Origin of the sequence: Oryzibacillus soli (assembly GCF_051594765.1) — a bacterium.
GTDB lineage: Bacteria > Bacillota > Bacilli > Paenibacillales > NBRC-103111 > Paenibacillus_AR.
Genome location: NZ_JBPPGJ010000006.1, coordinates 21623 through 40376 on the forward strand (window position 1 = coordinate 21623; position 18754 = coordinate 40376).

Genomic DNA, 18754 nt, shown 5'->3' on the forward strand with positions numbered 1-18754 from the left:
AAACAATGGATGATCCACTACTGCCATGATGTGCTTAATGGCGAAGTGATGGCCTGCACGAAGCACAAATGGGCCTGTGAACGTTTCTTACGGGATGTGGAGCATGAAGGAACCGCTGCTTTCCCCTATGCATTCGATGAAGACAAGGCCATGCGCTTTATGGAATGGATGAGTCTCTTCCGGCATACCAAGGGTGTTCTACAAGGGGAACGGATCGAACCCCATGAGATCCAGGTTTTCATCTTCGGGAACATCTATGGATGGGTCCATATGACAACCGGCCGGAGGCGGTTCCGGAAGGCATATTGGCAGGTGGGTCGGAAAAATGCCAAGTCCCAGAGCTTGGCGGCGGTGGCCACTTACGAGGCCATGGCCTACGGTGAAGGGATGTCGGAGGTCTACATCGGGGCTACGAAGTCGGAGCAGGCGCAAATCGTATGGCGGGAAGCCAAGGCTATGCTGGACGGTTGTCCGGAGCTGGACGGGAAGTACAAAGTGGCTTATGGCCGGATAACCCATCTTAAGACAGATTCAATCATACGGCCTCTATCGAAGGAGGACCGGAAGACCGGCGACGGCCTGAACCCGCAGGCGGCCATCATCGACGAGTACCATGCCCACGAAACCACGGAGATCTACGATGTCATGGACTCCGGCATGGTGGCGCGGCCACAGCCGCTGCTTATGGTCATTACGACGGCCGGTGATGTGAGTGGGCCGTGCTACCGGGTGGAGTACGATTACGTGTCCCGGCTTTTGGACCCGAGCGACCAGACCCAGAACGAACAATACTTTGCCATGGTGAACGAGCTGGAGAAGGACGAAGAAGGTAACCTGATCGATGATATCCAAGACGAGAGAACGTGGCTAAAGGCAAATCCTATCGCCGCTTCCTATGAGGAAGGGCTAGTCAACATACGGGCCAGAATGGTGGAGGCGTTGGAAAAGCCCCATGCCATGGATGACTTTCTGACCAAAAACATGAACGTATGGATGACCACCGGCGAGAAAAAGTACCTTCGGATGGACAAATGGGCCGCCTGCGGCGTCGATTCTAAGTCGTTTCCGGACCTAAGAGGGAGAATGGGCTTCCTGGGAGTAGACCTGTCCTCCAAGATCGACTTAACCAGCGTGGGCTTCGTGTTCCCGCTTGGGAATGACATGTACGCGGTGAAAGGTCATTCCTTCATGCCGCTGGAGACGCTGAAAATGAAGGAACGGACGGATAAAGTCCCCTATCGGCAATGGCAGGAACAAGGATGGCTGACACTGACGCCGGGGGCCGTGGTAGACTATCGCTTCATCACCGCCTATGTGCTTCGTGTCATCGAGGAGCAGGGGTGGAAGATCCAAGAAAACTGCTTCGACCCCTACAATGCAACACAGTTTGCCCAAGAGATGGAGACCGAGGGTTTTATTCCTGTGGAGATCCGGCAAGGCATCAAGACCTTGGGGGAACCGACCAAGACATTTCGGGATTCGGTGCTGGAGAAAAAGATCATCCACGAGCGAGACCCGGTAATAGGCTGGGCTGTCGGTAATGCGATTGCTAAGGCGGATCATAACGACAATATCATGCTGGACAAAGAAAAGTCGAGGCAGCGGATTGACCCTATTGCTTCGATCATGAATGCATTTGTGCGGGCTATGTTCTCTAACGGCGATAATGTCAACGTGTCTGACTTCTCGAAAGAAGACTTCCTGAAGAAACTATGGGGTTAAGGAGGGGGTGAACATGTGAAACCAAACCTATTTACGAGGCTATTCCGGCGGGAGCCGGAGCAACGAAGCGCGGCCGTCGATCTGCAGGACCGAAAGCTATTGGAGTTGCTTGGAATCGAAGTGGGGGACGTGAATGTTCAGGGCTGGAATTCTTTGAAGGTGGACACCGTATACGCCTGCATCAAGATCCTGTCGGATTCGGTGTCCAAGCTGCCACTTAAGGTGTACCAGGAGGACGATAGTGGCATTCAGAAAGCGGCAAGACACTACCTGTATCCGCTCTTGAAGCTGCGGCCCAACCCGTATATGTCCGCCGCTGACTTCTGGAAAGCCATGGAGGCCCACCGGGCCATCGGCAATGCCTACGCCAGTATCGAAGTGGACCGTCGCACCGGCAAGATTGTAGGGCTATGGCCCATGGATTCCCGGAAGGTGAAGGTATGGGTGGACGATGCCGGTCTGCTTCCAGAGCCCACGAGCAAGTATTTGTCCAGCCGGACCCGGCTCTGGTACGAGGTGGACGTAGGAAACGGTGAGAAGCGGAAGCTCATGCCGGATGAAGTGCTCCATTTCAAGGGAAGCATCACCTTGGACGGGTTGATCGGCGTCCACGTCTTGGATTATTTGCGGTGCACGGTGGAGAATGCGGCGGCAGCCGGGAAGTTCATCAACAACTTCTACAAACAAGGGCTCCAGACGAAGGGACTGGTCCAGTATACCGGATCGCTGGACAATACGGCCAAGCAAATCTTTCGGGAGCAATTCGAGAGCATGTCATCCGGACTGAAGAACAGTCACCGAATCGCGTTAATGCCTCTTGGGTACCAATACACGCCCTTGTCGCTCACTATGGCGGATGCTCAATTCCTGGAGAACACCCAGCTCACCATCCGGCAGCTGGCCAATGCTTTCGGAGTGAAGATGCACCAGCTGAATGACTTGTCCCGGGCGACATACAGCAACGTGGAGCAGTCCCAATTGGGCTTTTACAGCGACCAGCTCCAGCCAACGCTGACCACCTATGAGCAGGAGCTCACCTATAAGCTATTTCTGGAGGATGAGCTGGCCAGCGGGTACTTCGTCAAGTTCAACGTGGACAGCATACTCCGGGCCGACCTGAAGACCCGGTATGAAGCGTATGGCAAAGGCGTGGAAAAAGGGTTCATTACCCCGAACGAGGTTCGGGCCTTGGAGGACAAGCCTCCGATGCCCGGTGGGGATCAGCTAGTGTTCAACGGCAATGTCATTCCGTTAACGATGGCAGGGAAGCAGTACATGAAGGGAGGTGAACCAATTGAGCCAGGAGAAGAAGACACCACCGGCGACGGGGCCGGAGAAAAGGACGATCCAAGCCAAACTTCAGATCCGGGAGCTGACGGAGGGGGAGGCCAATAAGCGGACCATTTCCGGCACCATCCGGTACGATTCCGAGTCCCATGTCATGACGGATTGGTATGGCGACGAATTTGTAGAAGTCATTGCTCCGGGTGCTTTCTCGGAATATCTCCGGGATAACCCGACCATCTCCCTATGGTGCCACCGGACGGACCAGATCCTAGGCAACACCCAGAGCGGTACGCTGCGGATCACGGACGGAGAGACGGAGCTGCGTTTCGAATGTGACCTGCCCAATACGACGGTAGGCAATGACGCCTGGGAAAGCATCGGCCGGGGGGACGTGAACGGGGTTTCCTTCGGATTCAACACCCGAACAAACGGAGACCGCTGGTCCAAGATCGAGCGGGACGGGAAAACCCTCTACAAGCGGACCATCCTGAATGCAACGCTTCCCGAAATCTCCCCCACGCCGTTCGCTGCTTACCCGGAAAACGACGTCCAGACCCGTTCCCTGCAAGACTTCAAGGCCCAAGAAGAACGGGCCGCAACCGAATATCGCATGCGTGTGTTAGCCCTGGAGCTGGATCTTCTATGATCGGCTCCTTTTGTTTTGCCCATCTCAATTATTCGGAGGTATCTCATGAGTAAAGAATTGCGTGCATTGCTGCAGAAGCTGGAGCAGCGGAAGACAGAAGTCCGGTCCTTTATGGCCGGGGACAAATTGAAGGAAGCAGAGGACATGATGGCCGAGGTCCGGTCCTTGCAGACACAGGTTAAGATGCTTCAGGAGTTGGAAAACGAAGAGCGTGACTTCGTGGGCGGCGGTGGCGGTGCGCCGCTGATTGGTGGCTCCAATGGATTGGAAACCCGGGAAGACGGGGAGCTAGAGCGGGAGTATACCGGGATCTTCCTTCGCGGCCTGCGGCGTCAGGGCGTGACGGCAGACATGCGGAGCATCATCACGGAGTATGAGCGCCGGGCGGTCATGAACGAGGGCGGGACCAATCCGGCCATCCCTGCCGGTGACTCGTCCATCCTGGTGCCGAAGGACATTCAGACCCAGATTCATGCGGTCATTCGAAGCCTGGATGACCTGACCCAATACGTGAATGTGGTTCCGGTTACGGCGTTGTCCGGTACCCGGGTCATGGAGAAAGACCAGGCCATGGTCCCCTTCGGTCTAATCGACGAATACAGCCCCATCCCCGAGATGGACAACCCGCAATTTATTCCGGTGGAGTACAAGGTCAAGAAGCGCGGCGGCATTCTCCCTCTGACCAACGAGCTCCTGGCCGATTCGGATCAGAACGTTCTCGCGTATATCACGGATTGGATCGGGCGGAAATCCGTAGTCACGCGGAATTCCCTTGTTGTGAACCTGTTGAACGGCATGACCAAGGTGGATCTGGCCAACTTCGGAGCCGTGAAGAAGGTGCTGAACGTTTCCTTGGACCCGGCCATCAGCCTGAACGCAAGCATTCTGACCAACCAAGACGGGTACGATTGGATGGACCAGCTGGTGGATACCCAGGGCCGGCCGCTCCTGACCGACGACATTACCCAACCGGGCCGGAAACTGTTCAAGGGCCGTCCCATCGTGGTTGTCGCCAACCGTTATCTGCCGACCAATACAGGGGCCGGAAAAGCTCCAATGGTCATTGGCAACCTGAAGCAGCTCATTACCCTGTTCTCCCGGAAGTTCTATGAAATTGCCTCCACCAAGGAAGGCGGGGATGCTTTTAGACGGGATACGACGGACCTGCGGACCATTATCCGGGACGATATTAAGACATGGGACTCCGGTGCGGCCGTGTACGGCATGGTGGACATTTCGGACGTGGTGTAAGGAACAATCCATAGGGGCGGTTGAAGCCGCCCCTTCTTGAAGGAGGGCCAACATGGCAAAGGCGGAAAAGAAGAAGTATGAGGTCATCAAGGTGTTTCGGGACCGGATCACCGGGAAACGGTATGTGGTGGGAGACGAATACGAATCTGACCAACCGAACCGGGTAGAGGAGCTGCAGGCTGGCGGATACCTGGCGGATGATACCCCGAAGCAGCAAGAACAAGGAGACGGGGAACAAAATCAGACGGTTCCGGGAGTAAGCGGCCATGCTGACAACACTGGAGCAGGTTAAGCGGCAGCTGCAGATCCCTTTGGAGGACACGGGGGAGGATGGGGCCTTATCCCTCCTCCTGGCTTCGGCCTCCCGCGCCATTGAAAGCTACTGCGGGCGGAGCTTTAAACGGCAGGACTACACCCAAACAGCAAGTGGTGGCGGGCGATACCTGGCCCTACGGAATTATCCGGTGCATGAGATTCGGGAGGTGCTAGGTCCGTCCGGGCCGATTACGGACTACAAGATGCTGGATAAAGGCACGAACGGCATTTTGTTCCGGAATTCGGGCTGGCCAGGTGGAGCGCATGAAGTCACCATCGAGTATTCGGCCGGATACATTCTCCCGGGAGACGGAACACCGGAAGATCCTACAGATTTACCGCCGGACTTGGAATATGCCTGCCTACTATTCACCAAACTCCTTTACCATGGTCAATTCGGTCTGCACTCCGAACGGTTAGGTGATCATACGGTTACGTTCAGTCTTCCGAATACGGGCGAAGAGTTGGAGCTGCCCCATGCGGTGCGTGCCTTGGCCGCTCCTTATGTGGGGAGGTTCGGGTAATGAGCGGGATGCTTAGGCAGCGGTGCGCGGTCAAGCGGTACACGATGCAAAAAGACGAGTACAACACCCCGATGGAGCAGGAATGGGTTATGGTGGCGTCCATTCCCTGCCAACTATCCCGGAAGACCATTCGTGTGGTCCAGGAGGCACCGGAAAACCGCTCAGAAGTGGTGTATATGCTCTATTTTCCGACGAGGGCGGACATTCAGTCCGGAGATCTGGTGGAGATTGCCGGTATGGGGACGTACAAAGCCGCCATTCCTTATCGGCACGGCGGCCCGTATGGCGAGGTTCAAGTGGAATGGGAGGGGCCGATATGAGCGACTTCCGCATCAACGGGTTGGACACGTTGATCCAGGACATGAACCGGGAGAGCCGCAACCGTAGCCGGTATGATGACCTTCGGTACGACGTGGGCCGCCGCCATCTTCACAACTGCGCGGAACATTGCGGGGAGGATTCTGGCCAGTTGGTCGCTTCGTTCCGGCGCCAGCCCTTCAACGGGAAGAAAGAATGGGTCCTGAACGGCCGATACGCCGATTCCATTGAGGCCGGTACGTCAGTGTTTTATGCCCGAATGCTTAACGACGGCCATCGTTTGGTTCTTCGTCGGCGTAACTCCAAGGGCGTACCCATTAAGGGGAAGAGAGGCTTGAAAGAAGTCGGTTTCGTTTCGGGTACCCACTTCATGGAGAGGGCACTGGATCAAACCCAGGAGGATCTTCCGGAACTAGTCCGGGATTTCTTAAGGGAAACAGGAAAGGCGGCGGGATTCGATGTATCTGGATAGCCTGAACGCCATACGGGCCAAGCTGGCCGCCGAGATCCCGGAGGTGAAGACGGTATACGTGGATGCCGTGCCTGTTGGCTTCGATCAACCGTCCTTTTATGTGGAGATGCTGCCCGGACGGATGGATGACCTGAACCGGAACATGGTGCAAGCCGAGCTTTCGTGGCAGGTGGTGTATTTCCCCAAGCTGAAGAAAGCCGGATACCCGGACCGGATGGACCAGTTAGCCGTCATGGATCGCCTGCGGCAAGCATTCACCGCCCAGCCGTACCTGGTTGGACCGGCCGGTACCGTCTTTCACATTATGGAGTTTGACGGCGGGCCTCGGGATGATGAGGTGTATGTCAACATCAAGCTGCAGGCGCAATACAACCGGATTCAACCGACCTATGAAACCATACAGAACATTGAAGTGAAGGAGGGGTAAGCGTGGGGCTTCCCAATATCAACATTGCATTTAAGAACACGGCCGCTGCAGCGGTGAGCCAAGGAGCGGTCGGCATCGTCGCCTTGATCCTGAAGGACGGGCTGGTGGCCAGCGGGGTATCTGAATACCTGGTCTACACGGTGAACGATATCCCGGCCGGCCTGTCCGCCACCAATAAGGATTATGTGCAATTGGCCTTGAACGGCTCTCCTAGCGTCGTGAAGCTGGTGGTGCTGCCATCCGCTGCGGCCAACTACACGGCGGCCCAGGACTACCTGGAAACCATCAAGTGGAACGTCCTAGCCATCCCGGGGATTGCAACAGCCGATGTGGCCGGTATGGCCACATGGGTGAAGGGCCTCTTCGACACCAAGCTGAAGAAGATCATGGCCGTGCTGCCTGGCAGCGCTTCGGATCACCCGGCCATTATCAACTTCACCACGGACACCATTAAGGTAGGGGCGACGACTTACAACACCGGCCCATTCACGGCCCGGATCGCGGGCCTGATCGCAGGCTTGCCGCTCACGGCCTCCCCGACATATCAGGTGCTGCCGGATGTCACCGACGTGCCGAAGCTGACCAAGGCCCAGGCGGATACGGCCATCGATGCGGGCCAGCTCATTCTCTACCACGACGGGGAGAAGGTGAAGATCGCCCGGGGCGTCACCTCCCGGACAACGGCGGATACCGTGTTCGGGGCCGACTGGAAGAAAATCAAGGTGGTTCGGGTGCTGAACAAGGTATACGAAGACATCAAGCGGACCTGTGAGGACAACTACGTGGGCAAGTACCCGAACAGCTACGTCAACAAGCTGCTGCTTGTGTCTGCTATCACCGCTTACTTCGATCAGCTGGAGCTGGACGGCGTTTTGGACCCGGGCAAGAGCACGGCGGACATTGACGTAGCGGTACAACGGACCTACCTGAACAGCATCGGTACCAACACCGCCGGATGGTCCGAACAGGAGATTCGGGAGGCCAACACCCGGGACCAGGTTTTCCTGGCCGCCTATGCCAAGCCGCTGGATGCCATCGAAGACATTAAGCTGGATATTTACCTGTAAGGGAGGGATAACGGATGGCTATTTCAGGCGAGAAAATCATGAACGGCACGTTTGGTGAGGTATGGTTGGACGGCGAATACGTGGGGGAGTGCAAGGGGCTCCAGGCCAAGGTCAACATCCAGAAGGAGAAGATCCCGATTGCCGGTAAGTATGCCGATGATACCAAATTCATGGGCTACGACTGTACGGGCTCCCTTCGGCTCTACAAGACCAACAGCCGGATGATCAAGCTGATCAGCGCGGAGATCAAGGCCGGCCGGAACCCCCGGTTCCAGGTTCTCTCCCAGCTGAAAGACCCTGCGGCCTATGGGGCCGAACGGATTCTGATCAAAGACGCTTCGTTCGATGACCTGACCTTGATCGATTGGGAGCTCCGGAAGAATGGGGAGATTGAATGCCCCTTTACGTTCACGGAGTGGGAAGATAAAGACCTGGTCACGCCCCAATAACCATAATTTAGCTTAAGAATAAAGTTGTTATAAAACAGCATTACCCGCTAAACTAACGGGCAGTATCGTTTAATAATGGCCCAGAAATTGGGTATGTTAATGGGAAATAATGTAGAGATGAGGATGTGCATCTGGTGCTTAAAGAGTATTTGTTTTTAGGAACATTATTTTTTGCTCTAGCCCCTCTACAAATCGCTAAAGCAGAACCCATTTCAGAAGCGGTATATGTTACAACTGAGGATATTATAGCAGATATTATTTTCCCATCTATTGATAGGAAAATTGAAGAGGAATATGCAGGTAATGTTTTCGGCTGGAAACGAGGGAGGATGGAGAAAATCAATTACAACAATGACCATTCTTATGATGTTTCTATGAGGATTGAAATTCCATCCAAAAGTAATCTGTCTGATTTTGCAGAGGACAAAGTTACAGTAAGAATATATCCATCCTGCGACAGCCCTAAAATTGGATGTAGCCATGATTTTAAGATTGAAATAATAGATTACAAGCATTTGACCCAATAACAAGTTGAACAAGAATTAATCAACTTTATATCCGACCCGGCCCATATCATAGGCCGGGGTATCTGCATTTTTTGCGCACATTTAAAATGCTTTACTATAAGCAAACACATAATCCCAAACGCTTGAGAATTTGAAGGAGGAACATATCCATGAGCGATACACTGAAGATGCTGCTGGGGTTGAACCCCGAAACATTGACCCGCCCGACCAAGAGGGTGGAGATCCCTCGTTTGTCGAGACTGGCCAACGAAAAGGTAGAGCTGACGATCCAAGCCCTGACCTTCGACGAGGAATCGGAGATCCTGGAGATTTCCGGGGAGGATGCACCTGCTAGACGAATGCACACCGTATTGAAAGGCGTTGCGGCCCCCAACCTGAAGGATAAGGCGCTGCTGGAGAAATACGGCGCAGCCACCCCGAAGCAGCTCCTGGAACGGCTCTTCCTCCCGGGAGAGCTGCTGCAGCTCTATAACCAAATTGCAGACCTGGGCGGATACGGTGAAGATGCGGTGATCGAAGTAAAAAACGAATAGCGACGGACGAGGAGCTGGGCTTCCTGTATTACTGTTGGAGCCGCAAGCACCTCCTCCCGTCGGAAGTGTCGCAGCTGCGGCCCGGGGAGAAAGTGCTGCTCCGGGCTTTTTGGCTGCAAGAAAACGAGGAGCGGGAACGGTGGCTGAAGAATCGGGCATGGCCAACGGTCACAGCGTTTTAAGGGGGTGGACGTGTGAAGCTATCGGCCGTCATCAGCCTGAAGGACAACTATTCCACGATCATGAAGCAGGCTGCCAAACATACCTCTTCCTTTAGCCAGGACGTGGACAAAGCCAAGCGGCAGCTGAAGGCCCTGGAAGACAACATGAAGAAGGAAAAGCAGCTCCGCTTCGATACCCGGAAGGCCGCCGGTGAGCTGACCAAATTCGAGCGCCTGAAGGAACACATGAAAGACAAGGCGGTTAAAATAACGGCCCGGACGGAGCACTTCTTCGAGCAGCATGCCAAACTGGCGGCCTCCATTAACAAGCTGACCCGTGCCCCGGCGGTCATTACGATCAAGGCCCGGGATCTGGTCACCGGTGCTGTCCCGGGGATTATGAGGGCCGCGACGGGGACCATGGCTGTAGGGGCCACAGCTGCAGCTGGAGTGGGTTTGGCATCGCTTAAGGGTGCTTCCTCCTTGGAGCGAAACCAGATCAGCATGGAGCATTTTATCGGCATCAATAACAAGGTGCTGAGTGCAGCCAAAGTCAAGGAACTATCGGACCAATACCTTAAGGATCTGCGGAAAAACGCAGACCTGACGCCCTTCGAGACAGGGGATGTGATTGCATCCGGTACCCGGGCTATTGGGATCGCTGCAGGAAGCACCAAGCAAGCAATGAGCCTCTTACGGCTTGCTGAAGACATGGCGGCCCTGTCGCCAGGGAAAACATTGGGTGATGCCATGGAAGCCTTAGCGGACCTAAAGACCGGCGAGACAGAGCGCATGAAGGAATTTGGGTTCAAGATCTCCCAGGATCAGATCAAAGCAGCGGGCGGGAAAATGGAGAACATCCGGAACGCGGAGGGCATTGCACTCGGTCAAATGTTCCAAGGCGGCGCGGAGAAGCTGGGCCAGTCCTCGGACGGCTTATGGAGTACCATTACCGGTACCATCAAGAGCGGAATCACGGACATGGGCAAGGACACGCTGGAGTTCTTGAAGCCACAGCTGAAGCTATGGGCGGACTTCTTAAGCGGCGGCGGGGCGCGGAAGATGTTTGAAGCCGGGTCCAGGATGATGGTCGGGGTGACCAAGGCCGTCATCGACAAGGCCAAGGAAGTCCAGCGGTGGATCAACGAGAAGTTCCTGGACAATGTGGAATTCAATAATCTGCCTACCTTCAATGCCAAATTCCATGCGGTATGGAGCGAAATCAATAAGAGCTTCGATGCCTGGTGGGACACCAAGGGGGCAGGCATGTTCTCCGGGTTCGTGTCCAAATCGATCAAGGTATTGGCAGACTCTGCGTCGAGATTTGCCGATCCGGCCATGAAAATCGGGTTGTCCATTGGGGAAGGTCTGCTGAAGGGCCTGAACCAATTTGCGGAGCAGAACAAAGAAATGGCCGCCATATTGACCTTCATCTCCACGCCGGGAACGGTTCAGACCAAAGCCATTGCAGCGGCAGGGGTAGGGACAGGAATCCTACCTGAAGTCGTGAAGTCCGCCGGGGCCATGAAGGATGGAATCAACCAGGACTTCCAGACCTTCAATGAGAAGGGCTTTTGGGGTGGCCTGAAGGATATGGCGTCTGACGTCAAGGAGAAGTGGACCGTACGGAAGGTGTATGACGAAAACGGGGACCGCCTCCTGGGGAAGAAGCTACAGGAATACAAAAAGAGCTTACACGGACCGCCGGAGAAGAAAGCCATCGGCATGGAACGAATCCCCCGGGACAATTATCCGATTTTGGCCCATCAAGGGGAACGGCTGCTGACGGCGCAGGAAGCCCGCCAGCAGGATCAAGCGGGAAAAGCACCGGTGCATGTCTATCTGAACGTCTCGAAGCAGCAGCAAGATGAAGCGTCCGAGATCCTACGGCTGATTCGTTCCGTCCTGGAACCAGCCGGATACAATTTCGCAGGAGGTGTGGGGTCGTGATTGAGTTCTGGCTGACGTTTAACAACGGTGCGGAGAAGCTGCGGCTTCCTGTCCCTCCTGCAGAGTATAAGATCTTCACGGGGAACAACCATTCAACCGTCAACATCCACGAGCTGGGGGAGTTCCTTCTGATGGGCAAGCGAAAGCTGAAAACCATGTCCATTAGCTCTTACTTTCCCCTCCCTGGGGACCCCATCGCTCAATATACCGGGTATCCTTCTCCGGAGGCGTGTGTGGACCAGATTGCCAAGTGGCGGGACTCCGGCAAGCCGATCCGGGTGCTCATCGTCGGGGACAGCCTGAAGATCAACGAGGCCATGGCCATTGAATGCTTCGAGCCAAGGGTGCAGAGAGGGCCGCAGGATGTATATTTTACCCTGGAGCTGCGGGAATTCCGCTTCTCCGGGCGGATGGAAGACGGCAATGGTGCAACACCCGCCATGGCCCTATTGGCCGCGTACACCGGCGGAACCCGGCCATCCGGTCGGGAACCTCCTGCCACCTATGTGGTCCGGGAGGGAGAGGACCTGTGGACCATTGCCCGGACAGTCTATGGCGACGGCTCCCGGCTTACGGAGCTGAAGAACCGAAACGACGTGCAGGATGAATTCGCCCTGGCAGCCGGGACGGTGCTGTATCTATGAGGCTGGTCCATTACAACAAGGAGGGGACGGAAGCGGATCTTACCTCCATGGTCCTGAAGTGTTCTTGGAGCGGCGACTATCGGGAGGCGGCCCGGAAGTTGGACGTCACCCTGTTAGCGTCGGCTACGGACAAGAACCTGCCTCCGGCCCAGATCCAACCGGCGGACATGCTCTTTTGGTATGGGGACGACGGGTCCGAGCTGTGGCGGGGATACGTCTTTCGGAAGTCCAAGTCGCTGACCGGCAACGCCTTGGAAGTCACCGCCTATGATGGCCTGATCTACCTGATTAAGTCTGAATTCTCAAAGGTATTCATGAGCGTGACCGCCGAACAGGTGGCGGCCGCCGTATGTTCTGAACTGGGGGTTCCGGGCGGGACCTTTGCGGCTACGGACATTCCCCAGAGCTTCCCCCATCTCTCCAAGACGGGATATCAGGCCATCATGACGGCCTACACCACGGCAAGCCGCCAGAACGGGAAGGAATACCTCCCCCGGATGGCCGAAGGTGCCTTGGATGTGATCGAGAAAGGCGTACAGGTGGGCAAGCGCGTCATCCTCTCCGATCAGCACGTGACGGACTCCACATACAGCGAGGACATCGAGGATATGGTCAACGCGGTGCAGATCACCGACGAGAAGGGGAATGTCATCGGGACGGTAAGCAGGCCGGATTGGGTCCAGACCTATGGCCTCCTGCAGAGGAGCTACCAGCAGGAGAAGGGGAAGGACGCCCAGACGGCGGCCCGGAAGCTGCTAAAGGATCTGAACCAGGAAGCCAGCTTGGAGCTGGTGGGTGGGGTGGATACCTATGATCTCATAACCGGCCATGCGGTTCAGGTCCGAGAAGCCTATACGGGGCTCACGGGCCTTTTCTATATTGACGGGGATACCCACACCTGGGAAAGTGGCCAGCATACCATCCGGTTGACCTTAAGCTTCAAGAACGTGATGGACGAACAAGAAGCAGACGAATTCGACAAAGACGATGACTCCAAAGTGAGCTATACCATGGAACTGGACTATTAGGAGGTGAAGCCGGTGAATGACGCCGCATGGCTGGTGCAGTTTATCCGGGAACAGGTCGTGGCCATGCAGCAGCCCATGATCCACCTGGCCAAGGTAAGCGCTACAGCTCCGCTGCGGATCAAGCTGGGGAACGTGGAGCTGGGCAGCCCATTCCTGATGGCCCCGCCGGACCTGTTGGCGGCGACGAAGAGTTACCAGGCGACCATGACCACGGAAACGGGCAACATCTCCGGAACCCTTACCGCGACGCAGACGGAGCCGGAGCCGCTGGCCAATGGAGATACGGTCCTGGTCTTTTCTGTGGGGGAAAGGTTCATAGTCATGGGCAAGGTGGTGGATATGTGATGGCGGGAATTTTCCCGTTTTTGAACCCGGTCCCGAAGCAGCAGAGCCGGGAGCTGGAGGTCTTCCGGGAATACGATTGGGATTTTGAGAACAACCAGATGAAGCTCCTAAACGGTGCGCCGGTGGTGGTGGAGCGGAAGGAGGCTTTGAAGGTTTGGATCTTCAAGGCGCTGACCACGCCCCGGTACCGGTACTTGGGCTATACCTGGAACTATGGGCACGAGCTGGAGGAGCTGATCGGCAGCAATTACAGCCCTCGGGTGACCCAGGCGGAAGCCGAACGGTTCATTCGGGAGGCGCTGCTGGTAAGTCCGTACATCACAGCCGTGCCCGGCGTAGAGGTTCAGTTTATAGGGGATGTGTTGAGCATTGGTGTGAAAGTAGAGACGGTGTACGGGGAGGTGGAAGTCCATGTTTGAGTCGATGACCCAAGAGGCCATATTGGCCAAGTTGCTGGCCCGCATCCCGGACGGGATCTCCAAGCAGGAGGGCACGGTAACCTATGATGTGGCCGCAGCGCTGTCTGTGGAGCTGGCACTGGCCTACGTTCAATTAGAGCGAGGACTCCGGTTGGGGTTCGCCCATACTTCTTCAGGGGCCTATCTGGAGATGCGGGCGGACGAGCACGGCGTAAGCCGTAAACCGGCAGTGAAGGCAACCGGAAGGGTAACAATAAGCGGAACGGATGGAGCTCCTATTGGGAAGGGAGCCGTTTTTGCTACGACGAGCGGAACCCGATTTGTTACAAAGACGGCCGCCGTCATTGTGGGGACAACGGCCACGGTGGACGTGGAGGCGGAAGTGGCGGGAGCTGCCGGGAATGTGGCGGCCGGGACCATTTCGGTTATTCCCGTTTCTATTCCGGGGGTGTCCGTAGTCACGAACACATTGCCGACAACAGGCGGATTCGATGCGGAGACGGACGAAAGCCTGCTTCAGCGTCTTTTACTTCGGGTCCGGAACCAGGCCACCAGCGGGAACGCTGCCCATTACAAGCTGTGGGCCACGGAGGTGAACGGGATTGGTGACGCGAAGGTCTTCCCCCAATGGAACGGCCCGCTGACGGTGAAGGTGGTCCTGCTGGACCAGAACCGCCGGGCTCCGGGGACGGTTCTCGTGGAGGAGACGGCCGCCTATATTGAGTCCCAGCGTCCCATAGGCGCTCAGGTCATGGTGGTACCGGCCCCCGAGGTGCCGGTCCACCTATCCGTGGACCTTACACTCTCCAGCGGGACGCTGGCTGCGGCCAAGGCGGATATTGAGAATGGAGTCCAGGAGTATCTGAAGGGGTTGGCCTTTACCGATCCCATTGTGCGGTTCGTCCGAATTGCCAATATCGTCCTGGAGGCCAGCGGGGTGCAGGATTACACGGCGTTGACAGTGAACGGTGGAAACGGGAACGTGACGATTCCAGATGGCTCTGTGGCGGTGCTGGGGACGGTGAATGTAACGTGATTCGGGATAAGGTGAAGAGCTACATCTCACCGGTATACGCCATGGATATGACCACAAGCGGTATTCTGGACAGCGGGGCCGACGAGTTAGAGGAGTTGGAAACCGGGATCACTTCGGTGCTGCAGCAGTTTTTCGTGGATACGGCCACATGGGCCTTAACCGATTGGGAGCAGGAGCTGCAGATCAAGACGGACGAATCGAAGCCGATAAGTGAGCGCCGGTCGGTCATTAAGTCGAGGTTGCGGGGCTCCGGCACCGTAACCGTGGCGCTCTTGGAGTCCGTAGCGGAATCGTATGACCGTGGGCGGATTAAGGTAACGGAACAGCCGGCGCTGTACCAAATCACCATCCGTTTTTTGGATACCGCAGGCATCCCGCCCCAGATCGATGACCTGATGGCCGCCGTGGAATCCGTGAAACCTGCTCACTTGTCGGTGGTCTATGAGTACAATTACTTCCTCTTCTCCGAGCTGGATGCGAAGGGATGGACATTTGCTCAATTGGATGCCTTGGGGCTCACGTTCAGTCAATGGGAGGTGCAAGGGTAGTGCAGAATCAGACAAACGGAATCAAGCAGTTCGAAGGAACGGATTCAGTCTCAACCGGCAATTTTAATACGGCATTAAAATCCGTTGATGATAAGTTTGGGAGCTCTGGTCATTCTCATGATGGGACAGCAGGGAATGGACCACAGATCGGCACCACCGGATTGGCAGCTAAGGCGGTCACTGGGGTAAAGATTGCTGATAAGGCGGTTGGTACGAGTCAACTGGCAGATAAGGCGGTGGGGGCTGGACAGCTAGCGGATGAGGCGGTTACAGACACGGTGATCGGGAACCGAACGGCAGATACGGCCACTACTACCGCATATGGATTGACGGGTACCTTAACCCAGTTTTTCTCCTGGATCTTAAAGTATTTCAAGGCCATCACGGGTAATGCTGGCCCGTGGGATACACCGCCCACGACACTAACCGTGGCCAATACGCACATGAACGCGACAACCGGTATCCATGGAGCGACATCGGCGGCTATGGCAAACGCACTTGCCCAGCGGGACGGAGCAGGACGTATGAAGGTCGCCGCGCCGGCTGCTAGTGATGACGTTGCTCGGAAGGATACGGTAGATGGGGCAATGACGGCACATACGAGCGCTACCGACCCGCATCCGCAGTATTGGAGCACGAGCAAGATCCGGATCAACAACGGGGTGCCTGAATTTCTTATAGGAGGGGTGTGGAAACCTGTGGGTATGGGTGTTTATGCCGTATCAGATACAGTTCAAGAACAGAGTGCAACGGAATGGACTATTAGTCAGACAGCATCTTCTCGATTGGTGTATATCTTCCACCCAAAAACAACTGGTGAAATACTAATAGAGTATGATATACGGGGAGATAATAGTGGTAATGGATCCGTTACTTACTTTACTGCATTTACCCCTGGATATAATGCTGCGGTCAGCTCTAGTGCAGGCAGCATTAATTTCCCATATATCGACTCGATTAATTTCAGCCCTATGGATTCTAGGACCTCTATTGGTACAACATTGGCTATTCCGGGTGGCTTTATTGGTATAACCCTTGGTAACAGAGGGTCAAACCAAGCCTACGTGACTCAAACATGCAAACTTAAGATTAACTCTGTTACTCCCATCTATTTTGTTGTAACAAATGAAGCAGCAGCAAGCGTCGGCGTGTATAACGTTGCAGGCGTGAAGAATTTTAAAATCAAATACGACATCAAGTAAAGGAGTGAGTCTATGATTGCAATTTTGTACGACAAAATTACGAAGCAACATACGGGATTCTTCCCGGACTACACGCCGGATATCGACCTTCACTGCCCATTTATTCTGGTAGAGGATATCACGGACATTCCGCAAGAGCTAATGCAGCCAGAGGCAAATACCTATCATCTTTTGGAGATCGATGAGAATAAACTGGTCGGCTTTACGGAATTTTCGCTCCCGCCACAGCCTGGACAAACCGAGCCAACAACGGGCGAGAGAATCAATCAACTGGAAGCAGAAAATGCAACCTTGAAGAGTCAGGTCAACGAGCTCACCATCCTGGTGGGCGACCTGATCTTGTCAGGAGGGGTTTAGGATGGGTTTCTGGGCTTCCTACATCTTGCTAAAAGAAGGACAAGGTGTATCGCGGGACATAACACTTAAACTGATAGGGTCCAAGCTCGGTACTGAGAAGCGCGTGGAGATCGAAAAGGAACTTCATGCAAACAAAGAGTTATAAAGCAAGGCCCCGGGGCTGTTCCGGGGCTATATTATTGCCCGTTGGGCGAAGGGGTTGGGTAGATGGATAAGTATAAGGCAATATGGACGGTAAGCGGCGCTGTACTCATGCCGATGTTTGAATACTTCTACGGTTCCGGCGAAGCTGTCCGGGCATTGATGATCGCTCTGATTTTCTTCATCGTCTTGGACTGGCTCTCCGGGATCAGCGCGGCCAAGAAGGACAATTCCTATATGAGCAAGTACGGTCTTGAAGCAGTAGGCCGGACGTTTTTCATTCTACTTCTGCCTGCAGGCGGCCATTTGCTTGATGCCGCGTTCAATATCCCGGGGATCTTATTCGGAGCCATTACGGTAGGCATCCTCTACCATGTCCTGCAAAGCATGACGGCCAATGCCGTGCGGGTTGGCTGGGGGAGCTGGGTTCCGTTGACGATCATGGACTGGGTAATCAAGCGGGTCGGAAGTGAGCTGGAAAAGAAGATTCAACGAGCAGAAGTCAGAAGGGATGGGGCTGTAAATGGCAAAGGGGTTTGATTGTGCAACACCGTTAACGGCAGCACTGGCAGGCAAGTTTGCAGCGGATGGGATGGAGTTTGTGTGCCGGTACCTGGTGCCGTCCGGGTGGAAGAAGCTGACCCGGGAAGAAGCGGAAGCGATTAGTGCGGCCGGCCTGGAGATCGGGTCCGTTTGGGAAACGACGGCGGACCGGGCACTGGGCGGGTATGCAGCCGGGGTGGAAGATGGTCAGAAGGCGGTAGAAGTGGCGGAGGCCGTAGGCCAGCCGAAGGGCAGCTGCATTTACTTTGCGGTGGACTTCGACGCCACAACGGCCCAAATGCCCACCGTACTGGAATATATTCGAGGTGCCAGTGAAGCGACGCCGGATCATTTCACAGGGGTGTACGGTTCTTATACGGTGATTGAAGCGGCAAGAGCGGCCGGGGTGTGTTCTCGTTATTGGCAGACCTATGCATGGAGCGGAGGGAGGCTGTCGAGTCCCATTCACATTCATCAGTATAACAACGGCCCAACCGGGGTGGGGCTCCCAATGAATGGAATTGGGGTGGATCTCAACGCGTCATTTGGAAACGAGGGCTTTTGGAGGTTTGGGCAAGCAAAACCAGGAGTTGAGGAGGAACCCGAAATGGAACAACCGGCTTTTGACCAACATGCGGCCCAGAAAGTGATCGATGACCTTGGAGCGCTTTACAGAGCATGTGCAGATCCTGCCGTGCAGGCAGCAGCACACTACGCGGCGGATGAGCTGCGGAAAGCGACAGGAATAACAATTGAGTAATTCACAGATTATCCACATACTGGAATTATCCCATGTGGTATGATTAGTTTATCCAGAAGCATCAGCACAAAGAGGACTCCTG

The 18754-nt window shown here is 55.3% G+C and carries 24 protein-coding genes; all 24 read left to right on the plus strand.

Annotated elements, in window-relative coordinates:
• Positions 1-9 precede the first annotated feature (9 nt).
• The 24 genes from ACSEXW_RS09505 to ACSEXW_RS09620 all read left to right on the plus strand — a co-directional run bounded on the left by ACSEXW_RS09505 (position 10) and on the right by ACSEXW_RS09620 (position 18672).
• A complete protein-coding gene (locus ACSEXW_RS09505; protein ID WP_438446121.1) occupies positions 10-1722 on the plus strand; it encodes a terminase large subunit in 1713 nt (570 codons plus the stop codon).
• A 15-nt stretch (positions 1723-1737) separates the two neighbouring features.
• Complete coding sequence (locus tag ACSEXW_RS09510) at positions 1738-3117, plus strand: phage portal protein (protein ID WP_438445898.1); 1380 nt, start codon at positions 1738-1740, stop codon at positions 3115-3117.
• Entirely contained in the window at positions 3008-3655 is a 648-nt protein-coding gene (locus tag ACSEXW_RS09515) for an HK97 family phage prohead protease (RefSeq protein ID WP_438445899.1), read from the plus strand. The genes ACSEXW_RS09510 and ACSEXW_RS09515 overlap by 110 nt, the downstream gene beginning before the upstream one ends.
• A 45-nt stretch (positions 3656-3700) precedes the next feature.
• A complete protein-coding gene (locus ACSEXW_RS09520; protein WP_438445900.1) occupies positions 3701-4906 on the plus strand; it encodes a phage major capsid protein in 1206 nt (401 codons plus the stop codon).
• A 52-nt stretch (positions 4907-4958) separates the two neighbouring features.
• Positions 4959-5198: a hypothetical protein gene (locus ACSEXW_RS09525; protein ID WP_438445901.1), complete on the plus strand. Its 240-nt coding sequence runs from the start codon at positions 4959-4961 to the stop codon at positions 5196-5198.
• A complete protein-coding gene (locus tag ACSEXW_RS09530; protein WP_438445902.1) occupies positions 5173-5745 on the plus strand; it encodes a head-tail connector protein in 573 nt (190 codons plus the stop codon). Before ACSEXW_RS09525 ends, ACSEXW_RS09530 begins: the two co-directional genes overlap by 26 nt.
• Positions 5745-6065, plus strand: a complete 321-nt coding sequence (locus tag ACSEXW_RS09535; protein WP_438445903.1) for a phage head completion protein — start codon at positions 5745-5747, stop codon at positions 6063-6065. The genes ACSEXW_RS09530 and ACSEXW_RS09535 overlap by 1 nt, the downstream gene beginning before the upstream one ends.
• Complete coding sequence (locus tag ACSEXW_RS09540) at positions 6062-6535, plus strand: hypothetical protein (RefSeq protein ID WP_438445904.1); 474 nt, start codon at positions 6062-6064, stop codon at positions 6533-6535. The genes ACSEXW_RS09535 and ACSEXW_RS09540 overlap by 4 nt, the downstream gene beginning before the upstream one ends.
• The gene (locus ACSEXW_RS09545) at positions 6522-6962 is read left to right on the plus strand and encodes a phage tail terminator family protein (RefSeq protein WP_438445905.1); all 441 of its coding nucleotides are present in this window, start codon (positions 6522-6524) and stop codon (positions 6960-6962) included. The genes ACSEXW_RS09540 and ACSEXW_RS09545 overlap by 14 nt, the downstream gene beginning before the upstream one ends.
• A 2-nt stretch (positions 6963-6964) precedes the next feature.
• Entirely contained in the window at positions 6965-8029 is a 1065-nt protein-coding gene (locus ACSEXW_RS09550) for a phage tail sheath subtilisin-like domain-containing protein (protein ID WP_438445906.1), read from the plus strand.
• A 14-nt stretch (positions 8030-8043) separates the two neighbouring features.
• Entirely contained in the window at positions 8044-8478 is a 435-nt protein-coding gene (locus ACSEXW_RS09555) for a phage tail tube protein (RefSeq protein ID WP_438445907.1), read from the plus strand.
• 134 nt (positions 8479-8612) lie between these two features.
• The gene (locus ACSEXW_RS09560) at positions 8613-9005 is read left to right on the plus strand and encodes a hypothetical protein (RefSeq protein ID WP_438445908.1); all 393 of its coding nucleotides are present in this window, start codon (positions 8613-8615) and stop codon (positions 9003-9005) included.
• Between the two features lie 149 nt (positions 9006-9154).
• Entirely contained in the window at positions 9155-9538 is a 384-nt protein-coding gene (locus tag ACSEXW_RS09565; protein WP_438445909.1) for a phage tail assembly chaperone, read from the plus strand.
• A gap of 194 nt (positions 9539-9732) precedes the next feature.
• Positions 9733-11649 (plus strand): hypothetical protein, encoded by a 1917-nt coding sequence (locus tag ACSEXW_RS09570; RefSeq protein ID WP_438445910.1) that lies wholly within the window; start codon positions 9733-9735, stop codon positions 11647-11649.
• Positions 11646-12293: a LysM peptidoglycan-binding domain-containing protein gene (locus ACSEXW_RS09575; protein ID WP_438445911.1), complete on the plus strand. Its 648-nt coding sequence runs from the start codon at positions 11646-11648 to the stop codon at positions 12291-12293. The genes ACSEXW_RS09570 and ACSEXW_RS09575 overlap by 4 nt, the downstream gene beginning before the upstream one ends.
• On the plus strand, positions 12290-13321 hold the full coding sequence (locus ACSEXW_RS09580; protein ID WP_438445912.1) for an XkdQ/YqbQ family protein: 1032 nt from the start codon (positions 12290-12292) through the stop codon (positions 13319-13321). The genes ACSEXW_RS09575 and ACSEXW_RS09580 overlap by 4 nt, the downstream gene beginning before the upstream one ends.
• 12 nt (positions 13322-13333) lie before the next feature.
• Positions 13334-13666 carry a DUF2577 family protein gene (locus tag ACSEXW_RS09585; protein WP_438445913.1) on the plus strand — a complete coding sequence of 111 codons (333 nt, stop codon included), beginning with the start codon at positions 13334-13336 and terminating at the stop codon, positions 13664-13666.
• The gene (locus ACSEXW_RS09590; RefSeq protein WP_438445914.1) at positions 13666-14085 is read left to right on the plus strand and encodes a DUF2634 domain-containing protein; all 420 of its coding nucleotides are present in this window, start codon (positions 13666-13668) and stop codon (positions 14083-14085) included. Before ACSEXW_RS09585 ends, ACSEXW_RS09590 begins: the two co-directional genes overlap by 1 nt.
• The gene (locus tag ACSEXW_RS09595) at positions 14078-15121 is read left to right on the plus strand and encodes a baseplate J/gp47 family protein (protein ID WP_438445915.1); all 1044 of its coding nucleotides are present in this window, start codon (positions 14078-14080) and stop codon (positions 15119-15121) included. The genes ACSEXW_RS09590 and ACSEXW_RS09595 overlap by 8 nt, the downstream gene beginning before the upstream one ends.
• Positions 15118-15669, plus strand: coding sequence for a putative phage tail protein (locus ACSEXW_RS09600; protein ID WP_438445916.1), 552 nt, complete (start codon positions 15118-15120; stop codon positions 15667-15669). Before ACSEXW_RS09595 ends, ACSEXW_RS09600 begins: the two co-directional genes overlap by 4 nt.
• Positions 15669-16871 (plus strand): hypothetical protein, encoded by a 1203-nt coding sequence (locus ACSEXW_RS09605; RefSeq protein ID WP_438445917.1) that lies wholly within the window; start codon positions 15669-15671, stop codon positions 16869-16871. Before ACSEXW_RS09600 ends, ACSEXW_RS09605 begins: the two co-directional genes overlap by 1 nt.
• 12 nt (positions 16872-16883) lie before the next feature.
• Complete coding sequence (locus ACSEXW_RS09610; RefSeq protein WP_438445918.1) at positions 16884-17228, plus strand: bZIP transcription factor; 345 nt, start codon at positions 16884-16886, stop codon at positions 17226-17228.
• Positions 17229-17435: 207 nt separating this feature from the next.
• Positions 17436-17909 carry a phage holin family protein gene (locus ACSEXW_RS09615; protein WP_438445919.1) on the plus strand — a complete coding sequence of 158 codons (474 nt, stop codon included), beginning with the start codon at positions 17436-17438 and terminating at the stop codon, positions 17907-17909.
• Positions 17893-18672 carry a DUF1906 domain-containing protein gene (locus ACSEXW_RS09620; protein WP_438445920.1) on the plus strand — a complete coding sequence of 260 codons (780 nt, stop codon included), beginning with the start codon at positions 17893-17895 and terminating at the stop codon, positions 18670-18672. The genes ACSEXW_RS09615 and ACSEXW_RS09620 overlap by 17 nt, the downstream gene beginning before the upstream one ends.
• Positions 18673-18754 lie beyond the last annotated feature (82 nt).